This window comes from Arthrobacter sp. TmtSoilC48 (genome assembly GCF_059739425.1).
The window spans coordinates 687934-708447 of sequence record NZ_AP046049.1; the positions used below are offsets into that span (position 1 = coordinate 687934).

16 protein-coding genes and 1 riboswitch are annotated in these 20514 nt (G+C 63.5%); of the genes, 5 read left to right on the forward strand and 11 right to left on the reverse strand.

What is annotated here, in order from left to right; all coding sequences use genetic code 11:
- Position 1 precedes the first annotated feature (1 nt).
- The 11 genes from AC6I97_RS03320 to speB all read right to left on the reverse strand — a co-directional run bounded on the left by AC6I97_RS03320 (position 2) and on the right by speB (position 12567).
- Positions 2 to 730, reverse strand: a complete 729-nt coding sequence (locus tag AC6I97_RS03320) for a maleate cis-trans isomerase family protein (protein WP_497944049.1) — start codon at positions 728 to 730, stop codon at positions 2 to 4.
- An 8-nt stretch (positions 731 to 738) separates the two neighbouring features.
- Positions 739 to 2178, reverse strand: coding sequence for an amidohydrolase family protein (locus tag AC6I97_RS03325; RefSeq protein ID WP_497944050.1), 1440 nt, complete (start codon positions 2176 to 2178; stop codon positions 739 to 741).
- A 27-nt stretch (positions 2179 to 2205) separates the two neighbouring features.
- Positions 2206 to 3021: an aspartate/glutamate racemase family protein gene (locus AC6I97_RS03330; RefSeq protein ID WP_224165790.1), complete on the reverse strand. Its 816-nt coding sequence runs from the start codon at positions 3019 to 3021 to the stop codon at positions 2206 to 2208.
- Positions 3018 to 3701 carry a GntR family transcriptional regulator gene (locus AC6I97_RS03335; protein WP_224092982.1) on the reverse strand — a complete coding sequence of 228 codons (684 nt, stop codon included), beginning with the start codon at positions 3699 to 3701 and terminating at the stop codon, positions 3018 to 3020. Before AC6I97_RS03335 ends, AC6I97_RS03330 begins: the two co-directional genes overlap by 4 nt.
- Before the next feature lie 103 nt (positions 3702 to 3804).
- Positions 3805 to 5154, reverse strand: a complete 1350-nt coding sequence (locus tag AC6I97_RS03340) for an MFS transporter (protein WP_224165788.1) — start codon at positions 5152 to 5154, stop codon at positions 3805 to 3807.
- Between the two features lie 387 nt (positions 5155 to 5541).
- Positions 5542 to 6441 carry an amino acid-binding protein gene (locus tag AC6I97_RS03345; protein WP_497944051.1) on the reverse strand — a complete coding sequence of 300 codons (900 nt, stop codon included), beginning with the start codon at positions 6439 to 6441 and terminating at the stop codon, positions 5542 to 5544.
- Positions 6442 to 6648: 207 nt separating this feature from the next.
- The gene (gene mscL, locus AC6I97_RS03350) at positions 6649 to 7101 is read right to left on the reverse strand and encodes a large conductance mechanosensitive channel protein MscL (protein WP_400287386.1); all 453 of its coding nucleotides are present in this window, start codon (positions 7099 to 7101) and stop codon (positions 6649 to 6651) included.
- A gap of 180 nt (positions 7102 to 7281) precedes the next feature.
- Positions 7282 to 8559: a D-arabinono-1,4-lactone oxidase gene (locus AC6I97_RS03355; RefSeq protein ID WP_497944052.1), complete on the reverse strand. Its 1278-nt coding sequence runs from the start codon at positions 8557 to 8559 to the stop codon at positions 7282 to 7284.
- A 28-nt stretch (positions 8560 to 8587) separates the two neighbouring features.
- Positions 8588 to 10117, reverse strand: coding sequence for an aminobutyraldehyde dehydrogenase (locus tag AC6I97_RS03360; RefSeq protein ID WP_497944053.1), 1530 nt, complete (start codon positions 10115 to 10117; stop codon positions 8588 to 8590).
- 21 nt (positions 10118 to 10138) lie between these two features.
- A complete protein-coding gene (locus AC6I97_RS03365) occupies positions 10139 to 11572 on the reverse strand; it encodes a purine-cytosine permease family protein (protein ID WP_224165785.1) in 1434 nt (477 codons plus the stop codon).
- Complete coding sequence (gene speB, locus AC6I97_RS03370; protein ID WP_224092994.1) at positions 11569 to 12567, reverse strand: agmatinase; 999 nt, start codon at positions 12565 to 12567, stop codon at positions 11569 to 11571. The genes AC6I97_RS03365 and speB overlap by 4 nt, the downstream gene beginning before the upstream one ends.
- A 178-nt stretch (positions 12568 to 12745) precedes the next feature.
- Between speB and AC6I97_RS03375 the strand changes: the two genes are divergently transcribed.
- The 5 genes from AC6I97_RS03375 (at position 12746) to glyA (ending at position 20318) form a co-directional block, all read left to right on the forward strand.
- Entirely contained in the window at positions 12746 to 14260 is a 1515-nt protein-coding gene (locus AC6I97_RS03375) for a PucR family transcriptional regulator (RefSeq protein ID WP_497944054.1), read from the forward strand.
- 74 nt (positions 14261 to 14334) lie between these two features.
- Positions 14335 to 14433: riboswitch (glycine riboswitch) on the forward strand.
- 148 nt (positions 14434 to 14581) lie between these two features.
- Positions 14582 to 17449: an aminomethyl-transferring glycine dehydrogenase gene (gene gcvP / locus AC6I97_RS03380; protein ID WP_497944055.1), complete on the forward strand. Its 2868-nt coding sequence runs from the start codon at positions 14582 to 14584 to the stop codon at positions 17447 to 17449.
- Between the two features lie 12 nt (positions 17450 to 17461).
- Complete coding sequence (gcvT, locus tag AC6I97_RS03385) at positions 17462 to 18598, forward strand: glycine cleavage system aminomethyltransferase GcvT (RefSeq protein WP_497944056.1); 1137 nt, start codon at positions 17462 to 17464, stop codon at positions 18596 to 18598.
- A 20-nt stretch (positions 18599 to 18618) separates the two neighbouring features.
- Positions 18619 to 19002, forward strand: coding sequence for a glycine cleavage system protein GcvH (gcvH, locus tag AC6I97_RS03390; protein ID WP_224165781.1), 384 nt, complete (start codon positions 18619 to 18621; stop codon positions 19000 to 19002).
- A complete protein-coding gene (gene glyA, locus AC6I97_RS03395; RefSeq protein ID WP_497944057.1) occupies positions 18999 to 20318 on the forward strand; it encodes a serine hydroxymethyltransferase in 1320 nt (439 codons plus the stop codon). The genes gcvH and glyA overlap by 4 nt, the downstream gene beginning before the upstream one ends.
- Positions 20319 to 20514: the final 196 nt, after the last annotated feature.

Consider the following 20514-nt stretch of genomic DNA (forward strand, 5'->3'; position numbering starts at 1 on the left):
TCTACTCAGCCAGCAAGCGCCCCCATTTCGGGTCCAGCAACGGAGCTCCGGCAAGCTTGAGTGCATGCCAGAGGGTCACTGCCACAGAATCGAGCACCGGAACGCCGGTCCGGGCCTCCACCTCGGCCGTGATGTTGGCTCCGTAAAGATTCGTGCACAGGTATACCAAGGCGTCCGGGTGGGCGGCTGCCAGCTCAAGGGAACCCGGCAGCATCTCCTCATCGGTGACCCGGCCAAAGGATTCGTTATCAGTCAGGTCGAGGTGCCGGTGATCGATCGTCTTGATGCCTTCCTTGGCATAGGACGCGATCACGGCCTCATTCACGTCTGCCGTATAGGGGGTGAACAATCCGATTCGCTCGGTGCCAAAAGTAGAAAACGCGTTCAAGTAGGCGAGCGTGGACGTGGTGGCCGGTATGCCTGTGGCGTCCGTGATCTCACTGGCCAAGGCATGGTCGTGGGAAGCTCCAAGCCAGGATCCGGAGGTGCCGTTCCAAGCAATGACGTCCACATTCGCCGTGGCCAGCAACTCGGCGGCGGCACGCATCACAGAGGAATCGAATTGCTTGTCCGAGGAGTCGTCCAGGGCGATCCGCGTGACCGGTATGCGGGTTGAATGGATGGTTACATCCTGGCGATCGCCCAGGATCCGGTAGGTCTGCGGCTCAAGGCAGGTGTTGGAGGACGGCACGATCATGCCGATGCGGATGGGGCGGTTGTGTGAAGGCATGCTTGCTCCTAGGCGCTGAGGGATTCGGCAGAGGGAAGGACGGGAACAGAGAGGGCGTCGCGGTGTTCAGTGAACCCGTTCCGGGCGACGAAACGACCGACGGCGCCAGGATCGTGGAAACCGTCCTCGTCGAGGACCACTCGCCCGGCAGAGACCACGACGGCGGGCCAACCGTTCAGCGTCTTCCCTTCAAAAGGCGAGAAATCAGTCCCCATGTGCAGCGCACCGCCGTCGACGGTTTGCTGGAAGGCGGGATCGAAGATTACGAGGTCGGCGTCGAAGCCTTCCACGATGGCGCCCTTCCGCGGCACGGCGTTGATCCGTGCGGGGCCTGCGGAGAAGACCTCAACGAACTCCTCCACAGAGCCGCCCGACTCAGTGACCAATGCGGTGAACGTCACGGGCATGCGCGTCTCGACGCCTGGGAGGCCGTGCGGCATGTAGCGGACGTCGTCCGTGCGCTCGCGTTTTTGCGAGAGGTCGTAGCAGGAGTGGTCCGAGGAAACAGTGTGGATGGCCCCGGCTGCGAGGCGTTCCTTGAGCGCGGCCACCGTTTCGGCGCTCCGCATCGGCGGACAGCAGGCATACCATTCCGGGAACGCGGAACCGTAGACCGCGTCGTCCAGGGTCAGGTAGTGCGGGCACGTCTCGGAGTACGCTTCCTGGCCGCGCTCGCGGGCTTCGGTGACCAGATCCACGGCGCCCGGTGTGGACTGATGGACGAAGTAGACGGGCGCTCCGGTGTACTCAGCCATCGCCAGGGTTTCCTTGACCGAGATCTCCTCGGCAAGCTCAGGCCGGGTACGGTGCAGGTGTTCGATGCCGATGCGGCCATCCGCGACGTGCTGGTCAGTGCAATCGGTGATGATGGGATCGTGCTCTGCATGGATGTACGTGAGGCCATCCAAGCGCACCATTTCGCGCAGGACCTTCAGGATGGTGTCGCCGTCGGCCATGGTTGAACCGCGGTTGGTGGTGTACATCTTCACGGACCGCACACCCTCGGCGGCAAGCTGCTCAAGCTGCCACGGGACCGTCTCATCCCATGCGACAACCGAGCCGTGCAAGGCAACATCGCAGCGCGACTCGGCGGCGAGGCGCTTCTTGTTCAGCACAGCTTCCAGCGGTGTCTCCTGGGCATCGCGGGGGATGCCGAAGTCGATGATCGTGGTGGTGCCACCCCACAGCGCAGCCGTTGATGTGGTCCGGTAGTCATCCAGGGTGCGGAATCGGCCCGTCACTTGGGCAACATGGCAGTGGCCATCGATGCCACCGGGAATGACCAGCTGGCCGTACGCTTCAATGGTGCGGGCAGCCGCGGGAATGGGTTCGGTGGCGTCAATGAGCTGGACGATGCGTCCGCTGTCCACTACGACGTGGGCCGCCTGCCGGCCGAAGCTGTTGACCACGGTGCCGTTGGCAATGACGAGATCGGGGAATTGGGACATCGTTGTCCTCCTTGTTCTTGGGAAGCGTTAGAGAGTGGGGGACGAGGAAAGGTGCGCCGACTGTGCGACGGTCAGGGCGGCGTCGAGGTTTTCGGAGAGACCCTGACGGCGCTTGACCGGTGGCGCGGCGAACGAGCCGCCGCGATGTGCCCCCGACTTCAACGCGACCACGGCCTCCGTCATGCGGATGCCGGCCGAGATGCCGTCCACCACGGGCACTGGAATCTGGCCTTCGAGCTCGCGCGCAAGTCCTGCTAGCGGCGCACCTGCAAGGATCACGACGTCGGCACCGTCCTCTGCGACCGCCTGCCGGCTAAGTGCCAGGAGCGTTTCCTTGAAGTCGGCCTGTACGGATCCGATCGAATTGAGGCTCTGGTTGATGGAGCGGATGGAGGCGAGACGGCCGCCAAAACCGAACCGCTCTACGCAGTCGAGGTACCAGGCCTGGATGCGGTCCGAGATGGCGATGATGGAGAAACGCTGGCCTTGGAGTGCTGCCGCGCAGAGAGCGGCTTCGGTGATTCCGATGACTGGCACGTCCACCAGTTCCTTCAGGGCCGGCATGCCGGGATCCCCGAAGGCAGCCACAACGACGCCGTCCACAGCGGCACCGCCGCGTTCACGCCCAAGGCTGGCTCCGCCGTCGTGCGCGTATTCGGCGATCAGCTCGGCAACAGCGCCAGCAGCGATCAGCGACTCGAAGCGGGTTTCGATATATTCGACGCCGTGCCCGGCGGTCCGCACGATCAATTCGGTATCCGGTCCTGCCGAACGCAGGGCCTCGGCCTCGATCAGTGCCGTGACGTCGTCACTGATGTTGGGGTTGATGACCAGGAGTTTCATGATTTTTTCCGTTGCAGCTTGGGCTCAGTGTGGCTGGAATCCTCCGGGAACTGCTCGCGGTACTTGCCGATGTGCGACGCCGACTGGGTAGCGGCACGGTCAGGATCGCCACTGGCGATTGCAGCGTAAAGGTCGCGGTGTTCCTGGATGAGTTCCGGGAGATCGCTGACGTGGCGGAACAGCCAGTGCATGCGTCCCTGGAGTGGTTCCAGCGCGGAGCGGAGAAAGTCGTTGTTGGCGATGGCCGTGATGGCATCGTGGAAATCGCTGTTGGCGCGGTGGGCTTCCAGGATGGAGCCCTTGGCCAGGCAGCGATCGGCCTCATCCAGCAGTCCGGCGAGGTGTTCAAGATTCGCGGCGGTTGCGCGCTTGGCTGCCAGTCGGCAGGCAAGGACTTCCAAGGATTGACGGACGTCGAAGAGGTCCTCCACGTCCTTGGCGCTCAAGCCGCTGACCTCGGAACCGCGGCCGGCGCGGTCCCGGATCAGTCCTTCTTGCCTCAGCATGCGGAGTGCTTCGCGGATGGGCAGTCGGGAGACGTTGAATTCGGCGGCGAGGTCGCGCTCCACCAGCCTGGTGCCGGGCGCATAGTGCCCCTCAAAAATCCTGGAACGGAGCGTGTCACGCACTGACTCCCGGAGGGGGCGGTCAGTGATGTTCGTGTCTTCTGCGGCTAGCATTTCCAGCTCCATTTCGTGATGTGTGAGGCGGTGCACCCGGCGACCAGGCGGGCTTCCGGCCGTCCGGCGGTTCAGTACCGTCCGGCCGGCCCGGTCAGGCGAGTTAGACCGGGAGTCGCTTGTTGTAATCCAGGACCAGGACGGAGATGCCCATGATCACCGCGGATCCAACAAAGTACAGCAGCGCCCAGGTGTAGGAGCCGGTGGCCCCGACAATCAGGCCTACAACAATCGGCGTGACGAACCCGGCGATGTTGCCGCTGAAGTTCATTGCCCCGCCGAGCACACCGGCGTTGGTGCGGCCGCCCAGGATGGACGGGATGGACCAGAACAGGCCAACCCAGCGCAGGAAGAACAGGACTACCGAGAGAAGCACGACGGCGGTGATCGGGTCTGCGACCACGGTGACACCTACCAGGCCGCCCACCACTACGACGCTGGAGAATCCCAGCAGGGTACGCATGACGCGGTTGGCGGAGGCGCCGGATGCGCGCCACTTGTCGGCGATGATTCCGCCGAGGATTTCACCGACGAAGCCGGCACCGAAGATCACGAACGTGGACCAGCCGATGGTCTTCAGGTCGAAGCCCTTCGCTTGGGCCAGGTACAGCGGGCCCCAGGTCAGCAGACCGTAGAAGACGCCGTTGAAGCCAAGCCAGCCGAAGCACATTGCCCAGAAGGAACGGAACTTCAGATAGGGGAGAAGGGCTCGCTTGCCCTGTGCGCCTTCCTTGGCTGCCTCGGCGTCGTCCTCGGCATGCGAGGCTTCGATGTACTCAGCTTCGGCATCGTTGACGCCCTTGTGCTGGCGGGGGTTGTCGCGGATGTACCACCAGACCGCCAAGCCCATGAGAATCGTGGCGGCACCGGCGATGATGAACGACATGCGCCAGCTGCCCGTGGAGGCGATCAGCCAGGTGATGAGGATGCCGCCCAGGCCAGCGCCCAGGGGAGCTCCGGCGTCGAGGATGGTGGCACCGCGGCCACGTTCCTTCTTGTGCATCCAGATGGCATTGAGCTTGCCACCGGCAGGCATGACGCCGGCCTCAGTGACACCGATGCCAAGGCGTGCGATGAACATGCTCAGGAAGCCGCCTGCGAAGCCGGAAGCAGCAGTTGCTGCGCCCCAGCCAATGCAGGAAGCAGTGACCATCTTGCGGGGGCCGAACTTGTCGATCAGCCAGCCGACAGGGATTTGCATGAGCGCGTAGGTCCAGAAGAACGCCGACAACAGAAGCCCCACAAGCTCGGGCGGGAGGTTGAATTCCTTCTGGATGATGGGGAGCGCAACGGATATTGAACCGCGGTCGATGTAATTGACGGCGACCAGGACCAGGAGCAGGATGAACAGTTTCCAGCGGACGTTTGTGCGTCGCTGCACACCGTCCTTTGCGGTTTTGGGCTCGTTTTCCTGGTTTTCCTGGGTTGCCAGTTGGGTGTTTTGGGGAGACACAGCTTCTCCTTCAGAGGAGTCAACAGGGGTGGAATGTCTTTGGGGTATGTCTTTGGGGGTATGTCTTTGGGGGGATGAGCCGGGCGTGGATATCGCTGCAGCCGGACCCGTGCCGGCGGCAACTGTTGCGGTCCCTGCCCTTTTGGTGGCGGGGGCCGCAGCCGGTAGCGGGTCTGTTTGGGATCCCGTTTTGGGATCCCAAAATCCAAGTTAGATGTGACGGGCCGCACTGTCAAGGGTTTTGGTATACAAAGTCTGTTGGCGAAATGTGACCGAGTGGGATGCGTGCGCGCCTTACTTCCCGGTTACTCCTGCCTTGGCGCACGAAACCCGGCGTTTTCTGGGAAATGCCGGGCTTTCGGGGTAGTAAGTGGGAAGAAGGGCTGGCTAGTCCTGGTATGCCGAGCTTGGGGAGGCTTCCGGACTGTATGCCAGAATCTCGGCGAGCTCAGCAAGCCGGTGCGCGCGTGCGGACTCGGCTGGCGTGAACGGCTCGCCTGGTCGGGAAAAGACCAGCGGTCCATGCCATGCGGTAGGAATCTTCAGGATGTCCGTTGAACGTTCGACGCCGGCACTCGCCTCGGGTGCCGGGTTCTCGGGGTCGTTGGGGACCACTTTGGCGGAAAGCAGTTCGGCTACCGCGTGCGGAAGCTCTTTTGGGTTTCCGGCAATGCGGGTGGCCAGGCTCAGGGCCTTGGTTTGGCCATCAGCCATGGCAAGCGCTGTGGTTGGCCACACGTGTGACTCACGCCCGCCGCCGTCGTCGAGTGCTTTCAGCAGTTCATGTTCGGTGACCTCACCTGGGGCGGAGAGGACGAACTCGTCCAGCACTATTTGGGCGCCCTGTGTACCCTGGCGGCCCGGGGCATCCATCGGGTGAACGTGGATGCTGAGGATGTTCGTGTCCAGCTTGGCCAAGGAATGGGTGATTTTTTGCAGGGAGCCGGGCTGGTCCCGCAGCAGGGTCCGGGCCCGCCACAAAGCAGGTGCGGCGTGTAGCTTGTGCCGCTGGCGGAGGGCTGGAGCATGCAACCATCGCCGGAGGACCTTGGCAGCCGACGGTTCGGCCACCCAGATAACCAGCACTGTGGCAGTCACGGTCAGCAGCAGCACTTTGGCCACATAGGGGAGATGGGTTTCCACAACCGCCGCGTGAACCAGCAGTTCAATGGGAAGCATCACCGCGATGTTGGCCAAGGTGAGCCGCGCCTTGGGCGGTTCGGGCAACTGTCCGCAGACATCGCACCGAAGATCCGCAGTAACGGGAGAGCTCATTTTGGGCTTCATGGTTTCATGCTGCCCCGCGCCTGTTTCGGGACGGTTGCCTCCGCGTCACGTTCTCGGGACACGCTGGTCGGTGCTCCGCTCCTGCCCACTTAGTGGCTTTGTGCCGAACGCCAGCAACGCAAAAACCCGGCGTTCCCGCGGTGGGAACGCCGGGCTTTGCAAAGCAACCGGGAAGGAACGCTCGGGCTTGGTCGTTACTGCTCCGGCCTAGCGGACGCTGTCGGGGTCGAGGTCCGAATCGCGGTCCGTGCCACGGTGGGCCGCTGCCTCCTTCAGGAGATCCCGGATCTCGGCCAGCAGTGCGGTATCCGCAGGCAGCGGTTCTTCCTCGGGTTCTTCGGTGGAGAGGCGGTCCTTAACCATGGAGTTGATCTTGTTCATGGGCGCCACGAAGATGAAGTAGACCACTGCCGCAGTGATCACGAAGGTCACCAGCGCAGTAAGCACCGCGCCGAAATCGACGAACGTGGCCGGGTTGTTCTCCCAGATCTTGAAGCCAAGCCCTTCGGCATTCATGCCGCCGGCCGCAGCAATCACGGGGTTGATGATGTGGTTGGTGAAGGCTGCTACGAGAGCGGTGAAGGCACTGCCGATGACGACGGCAATGGCCAGTTCAATCACGTTGCCGCGAAGTATGAAGTCCTTGAAACCCTTAAGCATGGAATGTCCTCCGGATGGGTACGGGTGTGTGGCTTAGGCAGAGAACAAACTACCACTTGCAGGTTTCAAACGGGTGTCAAGGGGATGTGAGAGAGGGATGCCGCCTGGGGGTGTGGATGTGAGAGAGGGATGCCCCCTGGGGGTGTGGATGTGAGAGAGCATCGGGTTTGTTCGTTGGGATCAGCCTACGAGGGACCGGGTGTGGTCGTTGAGGAAGATTCCGCGGGGATCGAATTCGCGGCGGACCTGGATGAAGGTGTCCAGCTCGGGGTAGAGACGCTCAAGGCGGCCCCGGGTCATGAAGTGGATCTTTCCCCAGTGGGCCCGCGGCTCGAATTCCTGCAGTACGGCGTCGGCGTCCCGGAAGAACTGCCAGTAGTCGGTTCCGGGCTCGGTGGTCAGGGTAATGACGGTGCTGTCTCGCCCTTGGAACTGGGACATGTAGGCGTCGTCGGCCTTCACCCAGCGGACCTCGACGGGGTACTTCTGCTCGGGATACTTGCTGCGGATCAGCTCCTGGATGGCCTCGACGGCGGCAAAGCCGTCCTCGCTGCGGACGAAGTACTCAAGTTCGTGGAACTGGGTGGTGAAGCCACCAGGATAGATCCGGTACGAGCGGTCAAGCCGGGCACCTTCCACGGTCGAAATCCCGCGCTCGTCCTCAATGGAAGCAACGTTATACCGCTTGGTGTAGCTCCGGTTGGCCATGCTTAGGCCGGGTGCGCCAGGAAGATCCAGGAGCTCGCAGGAATCGTTCTCCGGGCACCAAAGGAACGAGTAGTGCCTGTTGTTGTCAAGATCGTCCTGCCACGTCGAAGCAGTTTCAGCCCAGGTGGGATAGGTGATCTGTTCCTGCAGGTAGTAGCTGTCCTCAACAGCCAGCTCCACCTCCAGGAAAACACCGAGCGTACCTAGAGCCACCTGGGCGGCCCTGAGCTCCCGTAATTGACCTTCGCCGATTTCCACGATGTCGCCATAGCCGTTGATGAGCTTCACCCAGCGGAGGTTGGACGAGAAGCTGCCCAGGTGCTTCCCGGACCCGTGGGTGCTGGTAGCCAGTGCGCCGGCGATTTGCTGCTTGTCGATGTCGCCTTGGTTGCCCAGGGCCAGACCCTGCTCCCACAGCGGATCTCCAAAGGCGTTGATCGTGGTTCCGGCAAGGGCCCGCGCGCGACGCCCGGCTTTGTCAGTTCCTGTGATCGCCGAGAGCCCGGACATGTCCATCAGGACGCCGCCAGTCTGAACAATAGGTGAGGACGAGTGCCCTGAGCCGACCGCCCGCACAGGCAGGCCTTCCCGAATGGCGAAACGGACGGCGTCGAGCGCTTCTTGTTCGTTCCTTGGCCGGACGGTGAATGCCGGCGTCGCGCTCTGGTTCCCGCCCCAGTTGGTCCAGGTGATGTCTGTTCCAAAAGGTGCCGTGGGAGTGGCGGCGCGGGAAAGGTCTTTGGTGGTCATTGCTAAGCTCCGTTGCTTGTTTGAAGGCTTACGCGCCGTGGTTGATCATGACGTGCTTGGTGCGCGAGTAATCATCCAGGGCGTAGAGCGAGAGGTCACGCCCATAGCCTGAGCCCTTGAATCCGCCCCACGGTACCTCACACGCAAGGACCAGGTGCGCATTCACCCAGACGGTGCCGAAGTCCAACTGCTTGGGAATCCGCAGGGAGAGGCTGGAGTCCTTGGTCCACACGGAGGCGGACAGTCCGTAGGGGCTTTCGTTTGCACGGGTGACGGCCTCTTCAGTGGAAGAGAAGGTCTCCACAGTGACCACGGGGCCGAAGATTTCATGGGTTGCAATGTGCGCGCCGGCGGGGACGTTGCTGATGACCGTTGGCTCGATGAAGTATCCGGGGCCTTCCAGTGCCGAGCCGCCAATCGCGATATTCAGTCCCGCCTCGCGGGCTTCGGCCAAGGATTCCTTGACGCGTTCAAAGTGGGGCCGGGAGATCATGGGACCGATTTCGACGTCGTCCCCAGCCTCGGGTGCGCCGACCACCAGCGTGCTGACTTCGCGTACCAAGTGCTCGGTGAATTCCTCGGCCACGGACTCGTGGACCAGCACGCGGCAGGCAGCACCGCAGTCCTGGCCGGCATTCCAGAATCCTGCATTGCGGACTCCAGCGGCGGCGGCGCGGAGATCGGCGTCGGGGAAGACAACAACCGGCGCTTTGCCGCCAAGTTCCAAGTGGACGCGCTTCACGGATTTTGCTGCAGTTTCCGCAACGGCCTGGCCACTAACGACGCTGCCCGTCAGGGCGACCAAAGCGATCGATGGGTGCTCCGAAAGCCGCTGTCCAACAGTGCGCCCCTGGCCAGTGACCACGTTGAGGATCCCGTCCGGGATCCGTCCGGCGAGCAGTTCCGCCAGCTTCAGCGTGGACAACGGGGTCTGCTCGGACGGCTTGAGGACGATGCTGTTGCCGGCAGCCAGAATCGGTGCGATCTTCCAGGCGGCCATCAGCAGCGGGTAGTTCCACGGGGTAATGACGCCTACGACGCCCACGGGTTCGCGGAGGATCACGGAGGTGTGGTCAGTGGCGTAGTCGCCGCCGGCCATGGAAGTCAGCGTGCGGGAGGCGCCGGCCATGAAACGGAACGTATCGATGGTGCTGGTGACGTCGTCCTCGGCCACTGCCTGCGGCTTGCCGGTATTGGCGGACTCGATGAGCTCGAACGCTTGCCGGTTCTCCTCAATGATGTTGGCGATCAGGTTCAGGACGTCCGCCCGCTCCTTGGGGGTAGTAGCCCCCCAGGTCTTTTGGGCGACGACGGCGGCCTCTACAGCGGCGTCGACATCGTCCGCCGTGCCCGCCTGCACTGAGGCGATGACCTGCTCGGTGGTGGGATCCACGACGTCGATCAGCTGACCGGTGGAGCCGGGCACGAACGATCCGTTGATGAAGTGCCCGGCGGGAGGCAAGGGCAGCTGCGCAGGCAGGCTGCTGCCATGGTCAGAGGAGGTGCGTCGAACGGTGAACTGGACGGTTTCGGGGTGGGCAGTGTCTGTGAGGGTCATGACAATTCGCTTTCAGATAGGTCAGTTTGCGAGTGCAGGGGATGGAAAGGGGGCGGCTTCTGTCTTTTTCCGGAACACGCGTGCCGCGAAGTAGTAGAGGGGAGCAACCACTACGAGGCCGACGAGCCAGGAGATGTCCACCCCTCCCAACGCGGCCGCGAGGGGGCCGGTGTAGATTGCGGTTGCCGAGAAGGGAACCTGGATCAGGGCGCCTGCCAGGTAGGAGCCGATGGCGACCCAATTGAACCGCCCGTACACACCGCCGTCGCGCTTGAAGAAGTCCTCAACCCGGTAGTCGCCGTGCCGCAGAAGGTAGTAGTCCACCAGGTTGATGGCAGTCCACGGGACCAGGACGTACATCAGGAAGGAGAGGAAGTTGGTGTAGAAGAGGATGAAGTTGTCGCGGGCGAACAAGGCGATGGAGACTGCGACGACGAAGAGGATGAGGGCCGCGATGCTGCGGGTCTTGGCGCGTGGCAACCAGGACGGCTTGAAGGTTTGGCCGATGGTCAGAGTGCACAGGACGCCGCAGTAGAGGTTCATGGCGTTGGACGCCGCGACACCCAGGCAGAAGATGCCCACGATGATCAGGGTCCACGGCTGCAGCAACGCACCCAGGCTGCCAACGATTTCGACGTTGTCGGCGCTCATCGTCATGGCGAGCGTGCCCACCAAGGCGCCCAGGATCATGGGGAACAACGTTCCCAGGACGCAGCCCGAGTAGGAGGCCCAGAATGCCGGTGCCGACCCCGTGCCCTGCGGCATGTAGCGGGAGTAATCGGAGACGTAGGGTGCGTAGGCCAGCTGCCACAGGGCCGAGACGGAGATGGTCCCCATGAAGCCAACCCAGTTGAAATTGCCCTCCGCAAGGAAGCTGGCGGGAAGGCCGTGGACAACGAGGATCCACACGAAGGCGAGCAACAGAGCCAGGCCCGCTGCAACGCTGAGGATCCTGGCATAGGCGTGGATGAGCCGGTAGCCGAAAATCGTGGCGATGACGCTGACCACGCCGATGATGATGATGCCGGCATCCACGCTGATGCCGGGGCTGACCGCGGCCATTGCTTCTCCGCCGAAGACGAGGTTTGCGGCGAAGAACCCGACGTACATGATCACTACGATGACCACGATCAACAGGGCGCCGAAGGAGCCGAACTGGCCGCGGGTCTGGATCATTTGCGCCACACCCAGCTGGGGGCCTTGGGCCGAGTGCAGCGCCATGAAGATGCCGCCCACGACGTTGCCGATGATGATGCCCACCAGCGCCGGCACGAAACCGAGGCCGAATACCGTGGTGGCAAGTCCGCCGGTCACGATGGTCATGATCATGATGTTGGAACCGAACCAGATGGTGAAGAGATCGCGCGCCTTGCCGTGACGCTCATTCAGCGGGATCGGCTGGATGGTTTTGTCCTCGAGGCGGGGAACTTCGTGGGTGGCCAAGGGCGCGTTCATGATGCGCTCCGGGACGTCGAAGCCAGTTCACGGACTGTAGTGGCTTTGCTGCGGTTCACCATCAAGCCGAGAAGGTCGAAAACAAGGGTGGCCGCAGCGACGGTTGTGATGTCCGCATGGTCGTACGCCGGAGCGACTTCCACGACGTCGGCGCCCACGATGTTGATGCCGTTGAGGCCACGGAGCAGGGCCAGGAGTTCGCGGGAGTGGAGTCCACCCATCTCCGGGGTGCCCGTACCGGGAGCGAATGCGGGGTCCAGGACGTCGATGTCGATGGAGACGTACACCGGGGTGTCGCCGAGCCTGTCCTTCACCTGCTGGATGGCCGCCGGCACACCGATGACATCCAGGTCCGAGCAGCGGATGATCTGGAACCCGAACTCGTGGTCCCTGAGGAAGTCATTGCGGTCATACACAGGGCCACGGATGCCGACGTGCATCGACTTGTCCTCCACAAGGAGGCCTTCCTCGAACGCCCGCCGGAAGATGGTTCCGTGCGTAATGGGCTGGTCAAAGTACGTGTCCCACGTATCCAGGTGGGCATCGAAATGCAGCAAAGCCACCGGACCATGGACCTTGTTCAGGGCCCTGAGCATCGGCAGGGCAATCGTGTGGTCGCCGCCAATCGAGATCAGCCGCTTGTCTTCGCTGATAAGGGGCAACGCCTGCTCCTCGATCTCACGAACAGCGCGGGTGATGTCGTAGGGCGTGCAGGCGATGTCGCCGGCGTCCACAACCTGGGCTTCGTAAACGGGTTCGACGTCGAGCTCCGGGTGGTAGCCCGGGCGCAGGAGACGCGAGGCCTCGCGAACCGCGGCAGGACCGAAACGGGCGCCGGGCCGGAAGGAAGTTCCGCCGTCGAACGGTACGCCGACAATCGCAATGTCATAGTCCGGGACGCGGTCAATTTGGGGGAGGCGGGCGAAGGTGCCGAGTCCGGCATACCGGGGGACTTTGGTTGCGTCGACAGGGCCGATGGGCTTGTGGATTGTCATTGCCGGTTCCTTGGTGTGAGGGGTGCTCGCCATTGAGCGGGAAGTAAGTAATTCCATTCTTGGTGACGCGGGTCACGGCGAATAGCGGTACATTGACTACAAATGGCCCAGACGCTTAGACGAATGTCTAAAAGGTCCGGAACGGGCCCCGGGAATCATAGAGTCAGGACCCCATCCGATGGCAATCACGGTCGCCGAACTCGTGGCTGAACCCCAACTCGGGCTCAGCCTTCTGGCCGGTGACGCAGGCCGCGACAACCGGATCACCTGGGCCCACACCTCCGATCTGCCCAGGCTCTGGGAATGGGTCACAGGCGGCGAGCTCATGATGACCAATGGGCTCTCGATACCCGCCGATGCCGCGGGACAAGTGGCGCTCGCCGAGGCCCTTATGGACAGCGGGGCAAGCGCCTTGGCCATCGGCGAGAAGATGCACGCGCCTCCGCTGACCCAGGAGTTCCTGGCGGCCTGCGACCGGCTGCCGCTGCCGCTGATCAACATCCCCTACCCCCTGCCGTTCATCGCGATCGCCCGCTCGGTTGCCGAGTCCTCCCTGCTCGAAGAGTCCCGGCGCCTGCGGCAGACGGCCAGGGTTTACGACCTCCTCCGAACGGCCGGCGCCTCGGAGGACCATTGGCAGAGCCTGGTCCAACGGCTCGCCACCGAACTGGATGCGGAGCTGTTCGTGGTGGACCGCCGCTGCCTGCATCCCTGGCACCCGGAGGGACAGCCGGTCCCACGGTTCCTTGCCGATGAATGGGCTCCGCTTTCCGGGCAGGTGTCCTTGGCGGGTAAGAACTTCCAGTGGCACCGGATCCGGGGCCGGCACGTGCTGACCATGGACATCCCGACCCACGCCAACGCGCTCCTCGTGGTGCTGCCCAACAGCGAACCGCACCCGGACGCCGTCGTACTTCTGCACGCCGCAACGGTGCTGGGACTGCAGCTTTCGCGCATCGTCCTGTCGCTGGAAGGCCGCCATCGGCTGGCGGGTGAGTTCCTGCTGCAGGCCATGGATGGACGCTTGGGCGCGGCCGAGATGGAGAGCCGGCTGGCCGGTTTTGATGTTCCGCCCCAGGATTTCCTGCTCGCCTCGCTCTACGCGGACGCCGGCGATAAAGCAGCGGACGACGGCGACAGGCTGGCTAACGTGCACATCGAACTGTGGCGGCACGGGGTTGCGTCGGCTTCCCTGAAGCGGAATAACCGGCTGCACGTCGTTGTCCCTGCTGATGTGCCGGACGATATTTTGGTGCATTGCGCCGGGGCGGATGCCGCGATCGGGATCAGCGCTCCGGCGGGTGTGGCGGGCATTCAGCGCGCGCTGCAGGAGTCCTTGTGGGCGCTCGGATCGGCCCGGGCGAACAAGCTTGGCCTGGCCCGTTACGCGCAGGGACCATCGTGGCTGGGGCTGACGGGTTTCGAGGAAGGAACTGCCCTGGTCCGGCGTCTCCTCGGCCCGATTTTCGATTACGAGCAGAGCCAGGAAGGCGATCTCATTGTCACGCTGAGGACCTATTTGGACTCGCAGCGTTCCTGGCAAAAGACCGCCGCTGCCCTGTTCGCGCACCGGCAAACCATCATCTATCGGATACGAAAAATCGGCGAATTGACGGGGCTGGACATGGGTGAAACCTCCACTGTTGCCCAGTTGTGGTTCGCTCTCCAGATCCACGAGGCAATGCACCGGTAGGTATCCCTTGCTTGCGCTTTTTCCAGATAACCCGCTATGGTGTGAACCGTGTCACTGACGTGACGCAATGCTTTTGATCTGTGGCGGGAGAGTCCTGCCGGTACATCCAGTCAGGCGCCGTAGGAGCAAATCCTCCCCAGGAATCTCTCAGGCCCACGTACCGCCACGGCGAGGCAACTCTGGAAAGCAGTCCAGGTAACTGGGCTCACCGACGGTGCAAGCAGGCAACCATTCCTGCGGAATCTCTCAGGTCCAATACAGAGCGGGGAGGAACCCACATCATCGTGGCGCACATAGGGCGCCTGAATCATGGAGTTCCTCTTGACTGTTCAATCAACCCCCACCGCTTTCGCGGACCGGCACATCGGCGCCCGCCGTCAGGCCGACGTTGACACCATGCTCAAGGCAATCGGCTACGACTCCGTAGACGGCCTGGTAGATGTTGCGGTCCCCGATTCCATCCGGCAAGCCACGCCGCTGACGCTTCAGGCCGCCCTTAGCGAGACCCAGGTCCTCGCCGAGCTCCGCAAGCTTGCGTCCAAGAACAAGACCGCCATCCAGCTGATCGGCCAGGGCTACTACGACACCGTCACGCCGCCGGTTATCCGACGCAACATCCTGGAATCCCCGGCCTGGTACACCGCGTACACGCCCTACCAGCCGGAAATCTCCCAGGGCCGCCTCGAAGCTCTGCTGAACTTCCAGACAATGGTCCAGGACCTCACCGGACTTCCCGTGGCCAACGCTTCGCTGCTGGATGAAGCCACCGCTGTGGCCGAGGCTGTGCTGCTGATGCGTCGTGCCAGCAAGTCCAAGACCGCGAAGGACGGCAAGACCGTCCTGGACGCCGACCTCCTCCCGCAGACCATCGCCATCGTGAAGGGCCGTGCCGAGGCACTCGGCTTCGAGGTGGAGATTGCCGACCTCTCCGCAGGGCTTCCCGACGGCGAGATCAACGGCATCGTCCTGCAGCAGCCCGGCGTTTCGGGCCGCGTTTTCGACCACACCGGCGTCATCGCTGACGCCAAGGAGCGCGGGGCGCTGGTCACTGTCGCTGCCGACCTTTTGGCGCTCACCCTCATCACGCCCCCGGGCGAGCAGGGTGCCGATATCGCCGTCGGAACTGCGCAGCGCTTTGGTGTTCCGCTGTTCTTCGGCGGCCCCCACGCTGCGTACATGGCAGTCCGCGAAGGCATGGAGCGCACGCTCCCGGGCCGCATCGTCGGCGTCTCCAAGGACAACGCCGGAGTCCCGGCTTACCGTCTGGCCCTTCAGACCCGCGAGCAGCACATCCGCCGCGAAAAGGCGACGTCCAACATCTGCACCGCGCAGGCACTACTCGCGATCGTGGCTTCGATGTACGCGGTTTACCACGGCCCCGAAGGCCTGAAGGCGATCGCGGAAACCGTGCACGGCCACGCCCGCACGCTGGCCACTGCCCTCAAGACGGCTGGCCGTGAACTCGTGTCTGAATCCTTCTTCGACACCCTCACGGTCCGCGTACCCGGCAAGGCTGACAAAGTCATCGCCGCCGCCGAAGCCCGCGGTATCAACCTGCGTCGCATCGATGCTGGCACGGTCGGCGTTTCCCTCGATGAAACCACGACGCCGGAGGTTCTCTCCGCGGTAGCCGTCGCCTTTGGTGCCGGTCCGGTGAAGGACGCTTCCGGGTTTGAGCTGCCCTCAGACGTGGTCCGAACCAGTGATTTCCTGCAGCACCCCGTGTTCAACACGCACCGTTCCGAGACACAGCTGTTGCGCTATATCCGCAAGCTGTCCGACCGGGACCTCGCACTGGACCGCACCATGATCCCGCTGGGTTCCTGCACCATGAAGCTCAACGCTACAGCTGAGATGGAAGCAATCTCCTGGCCGGAGTTCGCCTCCATCCACCCGTTCGCTCCGGATCACCAGACCGCTGGATGGCGCGAGCTCATTGAAGGGCTGGAAGCCGACCTCACTGAGATCACCGGCTACGATCAGGTCTCCATCCAGCCGAACGCCGGTTCCCAGGGTGAGCTCGCGGGCCTCCTTGCGATCCGCGGCTACCACCTTTCCCGCGGCGACGAGCAGCGCAACGTGTGCCTGATCCCTGCTTCTGCGCACGGCACCAATGCTGCTTCGGCTGTGCTCGCCGGCATGAAGGTTGTTGTGGTGGCCACGGCCGCTGACGGCACGATCGACCACGCGGACCTGGCAGCCAAGATCGAGGCCAACAAGGACGTCCTGTCCTGCATCATGATCACGTACCCGTCCACGCACGGTGTTTACGACGCTGACGTCCGGGAGGTCTGCGACTCGATCCATGCTGCCGGAGGCCAGGTGTACGTTGACGGCGCAAACCTCAACGCACTCGTTGGGCTCGCCCAGCCGGGCAAGTTCGGCGGCGATGTCTCCCACCTGAACCTGCACAAGACCTTCTGCATCCCGCACGGGGGCGGCGGACCCGGTGTTGGACCGGTTGCAGCCAAGGCCCACCTGGCACCGTTCATGCCCGGAGATGCGAACAATGTTTCGTCTGAAGGTGGCGTGGCCATCTCTGCATCCCGCTACGGCTCCGCCGGTGTGCTCCCGATTTCCTGGGCTTACGTGAAGCTCATGGGTGGCCAGGGGCTCACCGAAGCCACCAAGTCCGCGCTGCTTGCTGCGAACTACGTTGCCTCCCGCTTGGATGAGCACTTCCCGGTTCTTTACACCGGCGAAGGCGGTCTTGTTGCCCACGAGTGCATCCTGGATCTCCGCGAACTGACTGCCCGCACCGGCGTCACGGCTGAGGACGTGGCCAAGCGCCTCATCGACTTCGGTTTCCACGCTCCCACCTTGGCGTTCCCGGTTGCGGGCACTTTGATGGTGGAGCCGACCGAGTCCGAGGACCTTGCCGAGATCGACCGCTTCATTGAAGCCATGATCACCATCCGTGCCGAAATCGAGCAGGTTGCCACCGGCGATTTCACTGTTGAGAACTCGCCGCTGCGCAACGCGCCGCACACGGCTGCCGCCGTCGTGAGTTCTGCATGGGACCGCGCATACCCGCGTGAGCAGGCCGCGTTCCCAGTCCACCACCTGAAGCAGGACAAGTACTTCCCGCCGGTCGGACGCATTGACGGCGCTGCTGGCGACCGCAACCTGGTGTGCTCCTGCCCACCCCTTGAAGCGTTCGAGGACAACACCGCAGACTTCGAGAACTAAAGGACTGACTCAATGACTGAGAACTACACCGCTCTCTACGAGCAGCACAAAAAAGCCGGGGCCTCGTTCACGGACTTCGGCGGCTGGCAGATGCCGCTCAAGTACGAGTCCGAACTCGCCGAACACCACGCAGTCCGTAACGCAGCTGGCCTCTTCGACCTCTCGCACATGGGCGAAGTCTGGGTCAGTGGTCCGGGCGCCGCGGCCTTCCTGGACTTCGCGCTCGTGGGCAAGTTGTCCGCGATCGCCGTGGGCAAGGCCAAGTACTCGCTGATCTGCAACGCCGACGGTGGCATCATCGACGACCTCATCACCTACCGCCGCCCTTCTCCCGAAGAAGGCGTGGATCAGTACCTCGTGGTCCCCAACGCGGGCAACGCCAAGGTAGTTGCGGCAGCTCTGCTGGAGCGGGCCGCCGGCTTCGACGTCGTGGTTGAGGACGCCTCGGCTGGGACGTCGCTGATCGCAGTCCAGGGTCCGAACGCGGAAGCCATTCTGCTGACCTTGGTTCCGGCAGAGCAGCACGCCCTCGTGACCGAGCTGAAGTACTACGCGGCTGTTGAGGTTGAGATCAACGGGCAGGACTTGTTGCTTGCCCGCACCGGTTACACCGGCGAAGACGGCTTCGAGATCTACATCCCGAACGTTGACGCAGCCGGCCTTTGGGAAGCACTCCTCGAGGTCGGCGAAGGCCACGGCCTCATCCCCGCGGGCCTTGCAGCACGCGACTCCCTTCGCCTCGAAGCCGGCATGCCGCTCTACGGCAACGAGCTCTCCCGCTACGTCAACGCCTACGCCGCAGGACTTGGCCCGGTGGTTTCCCTGGCCAAGGAAAGCGACTTCATCGGCAAGGAAGCCCTGGCTGCGATCAAGGCAGCCGGCGTCGGATCGACCATCGGACAGAAACTGGTCGGCCTCAAGGGAACCGGCCGACGTGCAGCCCGCGCCCACTACTCGGTCCTCAAGGACGGCTCACTCATCGGCGAAGTCACCTCCGGCCAGCCGAGCCCAACGCTCGGTTACCCGATCGCCCTGGCGTATGTCGACGTCGAGCATTCCACACCGGGCACGGTAGTCGAGGTGGACCTCCGCGGAAAAGCTGAGCAGTTCGAGATCGTTCAGCTGCCGTTCTACAAGCGCCAAAAATAGCCACGAGAGAAGGAACTGGAATGAGCAAAGTAGTTGCCGAGCTGAAGTACTCGGCTGAGCATGAATGGGTTGCTTCGGATGGAGCCGGGCCTGTGGGGATTGGGATCTCTGCGGTCGCTGCGGATGCCCTGGGCGACATTGTGTACGTTGACCTCCCTGAGGTCGGTTCCACTGTGACTGCAGGCGAGACCTGCGGTGAGGTCGAGTCCACCAAGTCGGTCTCGGACCTGTACTCGCCGGTGACAGGTGAGGTGACCGAGATCAATGACGCCGTTGTCAGCGATCCGGCCCTGATCAACACCGACCCTTACGGCGCTGGTTGGCTGTTCAAAGTGGCGGCCACGGAAGAAGGCCCGCTCATGTCGGCTGAGGAATACGCTGCAACAAACGGTGGCGAACTGTGAGCGCCGCAGCCGTGACTGAGTTCGCGCAGGTTGTATCGGCGTCGTTGGACGCCAAGCTGTCCGAGCTGGACCCGGAGATCGCCGCGAAGATCGACGACGAACTGGGCCGCCAGCGCGACGGCCTGGAAATGATCGCCTCAGAGAACCACACGGCCGTTGCCGTGATGCAGGCTCAAGGCTCCGTGCTGACCAACAAGTACGCCGAAGGCTACCCGGGCAAGCGGTACTACGGCGGTTGCGAGCACGTCGACGTGATCGAGCAGCTCGCGATCGACCGCATCAAGTCCCTCTTCGGTGCGGAGTTCGCGAACGTCCAGCCACACTCCGGTGCGCAGGCGAACGCCTCAGTGATGCACGCGCTGATCAAGCCGGGCGACACCATTATGGGCCTCAACCTTGCCCACGGCGGCCACCTCACGCACGGCATGAGGATCAACTTCTCCGGCAAGCTCTACAACGTGGTCCCCTACGGCGTCCGCGAGGACACCCACACGGTGGACATGGCCGAAGTCGAACGCCTGGCGCAGGAGCACAAGCCGGCACTGATCGTTGCCGGCTGGTCCGCTTACGCGCGGCAGCTGGATTTCGCTGAGTTCCGTCGGATTGCCGACTCCGTGGGTGCCTACCTCATGGTGGACATGGCGCACTTCGCCGGCCTGGTTGCCGCTGGCCTGCACCCGTCGCCGGTGCCGCACGCCCACGTCACGACGTCGACGACGCACAAGACCCTCGCCGGTCCGCGCGGCGGCATCATCCTCTCCAACGACGCCGACATCGCCAAGAAGATCAACTCGGCCGTGTTCCCGGGCCAGCAAGGTGGACCGCTGGAGCACGTGATCGCGGGCAAGGCCGTTGCTTTCAAGATCGCGGCCTCGGCAGAGTTCCGTGAGCGTCAGGAACGCGTTCTTGCAGGGGCCCGGATCCTGGCCGAACGCCTGGTCCAGCCCGACGTTGCCGAAAAGGGTATCTCCGTCGTCTCTGGCGGGACCGACGTGCACCTGGTCCTCGTCGACCTGCGCAACTGCGAACTCGACGGCCAGCAAGCCGAGGACCGGCTCGCGGCGATCGACATCACCGTCAACCGCAACGCCGTCCCCTTCGACCCACGACCGCCCATGGTCACCTCCGGCCTGCGCATCGGCACCCCGGCCCTCGCCACGCGCGGATTCGGGGAAGCGGCCTTCCGCGAAGTTGCGGACATCATCGCCGAAGTGTTGATTGCCGACGCCGATGCGGACCTTTCCGGGTTGCGGCACCGGGTTGATGTGCTTGCGAAGGCGCATCCGCTGTACCCGGGAGTTGCGAACCTCGGCTGAGCCTTGCGGGTTGGCCGTCGACCGAGGCCGGTGCGTGGGGCCCGTCGGGGCCGACATCCTCCGCGGGCTCGGTCGCATAGGCACCCGCTGAGCGGATGCGATGCTCCCTTGGACGCCCGCTTCCGGATGCCGGCCCCGAAGGGGCCGGCGGGGCGGGTCGCCTTCTTGGGACGGGCAGCTTCCGAGGGTGGGCCGC

Coding starts and splice junctions, on each gene's coding strand:
- AC6I97_RS03320 (WP_497944049.1), bottom strand. CDS start 730: ATGCCTTCACACAACCGCCCCATCCGCATCGGCATGATCGTGCCGTCC.
- AC6I97_RS03325 (WP_497944050.1), bottom strand. CDS start 2,178: ATGTCCCAATTCCCCGATCTCGTCATTGCCAACGGCACCGTGGTCAAC.
- AC6I97_RS03330 (WP_224165790.1), bottom strand. CDS start 3,021: ATGAAACTCCTGGTCATCAACCCCAACATCAGTGACGACGTCACGGCA.
- AC6I97_RS03335 (WP_224092982.1), bottom strand. CDS start 3,701: ATGCTAGCCGCAGAAGACACGAACATCACTGACCGCCCCCTCCGGGAG.
- AC6I97_RS03345 (WP_497944051.1), bottom strand. CDS start 6,441: ATGAAGCCCAAAATGAGCTCTCCCGTTACTGCGGATCTTCGGTGCGAT.
- mscL (WP_400287386.1), bottom strand. CDS start 7,101: ATGCTTAAGGGTTTCAAGGACTTCATACTTCGCGGCAACGTGATTGAA.
- AC6I97_RS03355 (WP_497944052.1), bottom strand. CDS start 8,559: ATGACCACCAAAGACCTTTCCCGCGCCGCCACTCCCACGGCACCTTTT.
- AC6I97_RS03360 (WP_497944053.1), bottom strand. CDS start 10,117: ATGACCCTCACAGACACTGCCCACCCCGAAACCGTCCAGTTCACCGTT.
- AC6I97_RS03365 (WP_224165785.1), bottom strand. CDS start 11,572: ATGAACGCGCCCTTGGCCACCCACGAAGTTCCCCGCCTCGAGGACAAA.
- speB (WP_224092994.1), bottom strand. CDS start 12,567: ATGACAATCCACAAGCCCATCGGCCCTGTCGACGCAACCAAAGTCCCC.
- AC6I97_RS03375 (WP_497944054.1), top strand. CDS start 12,746: ATGGCAATCACGGTCGCCGAACTCGTGGCTGAACCCCAACTCGGGCTC.
- gcvT (WP_497944056.1), top strand. CDS start 17,462: ATGACTGAGAACTACACCGCTCTCTACGAGCAGCACAAAAAAGCCGGG.
- gcvH (WP_224165781.1), top strand. CDS start 18,619: ATGAGCAAAGTAGTTGCCGAGCTGAAGTACTCGGCTGAGCATGAATGG.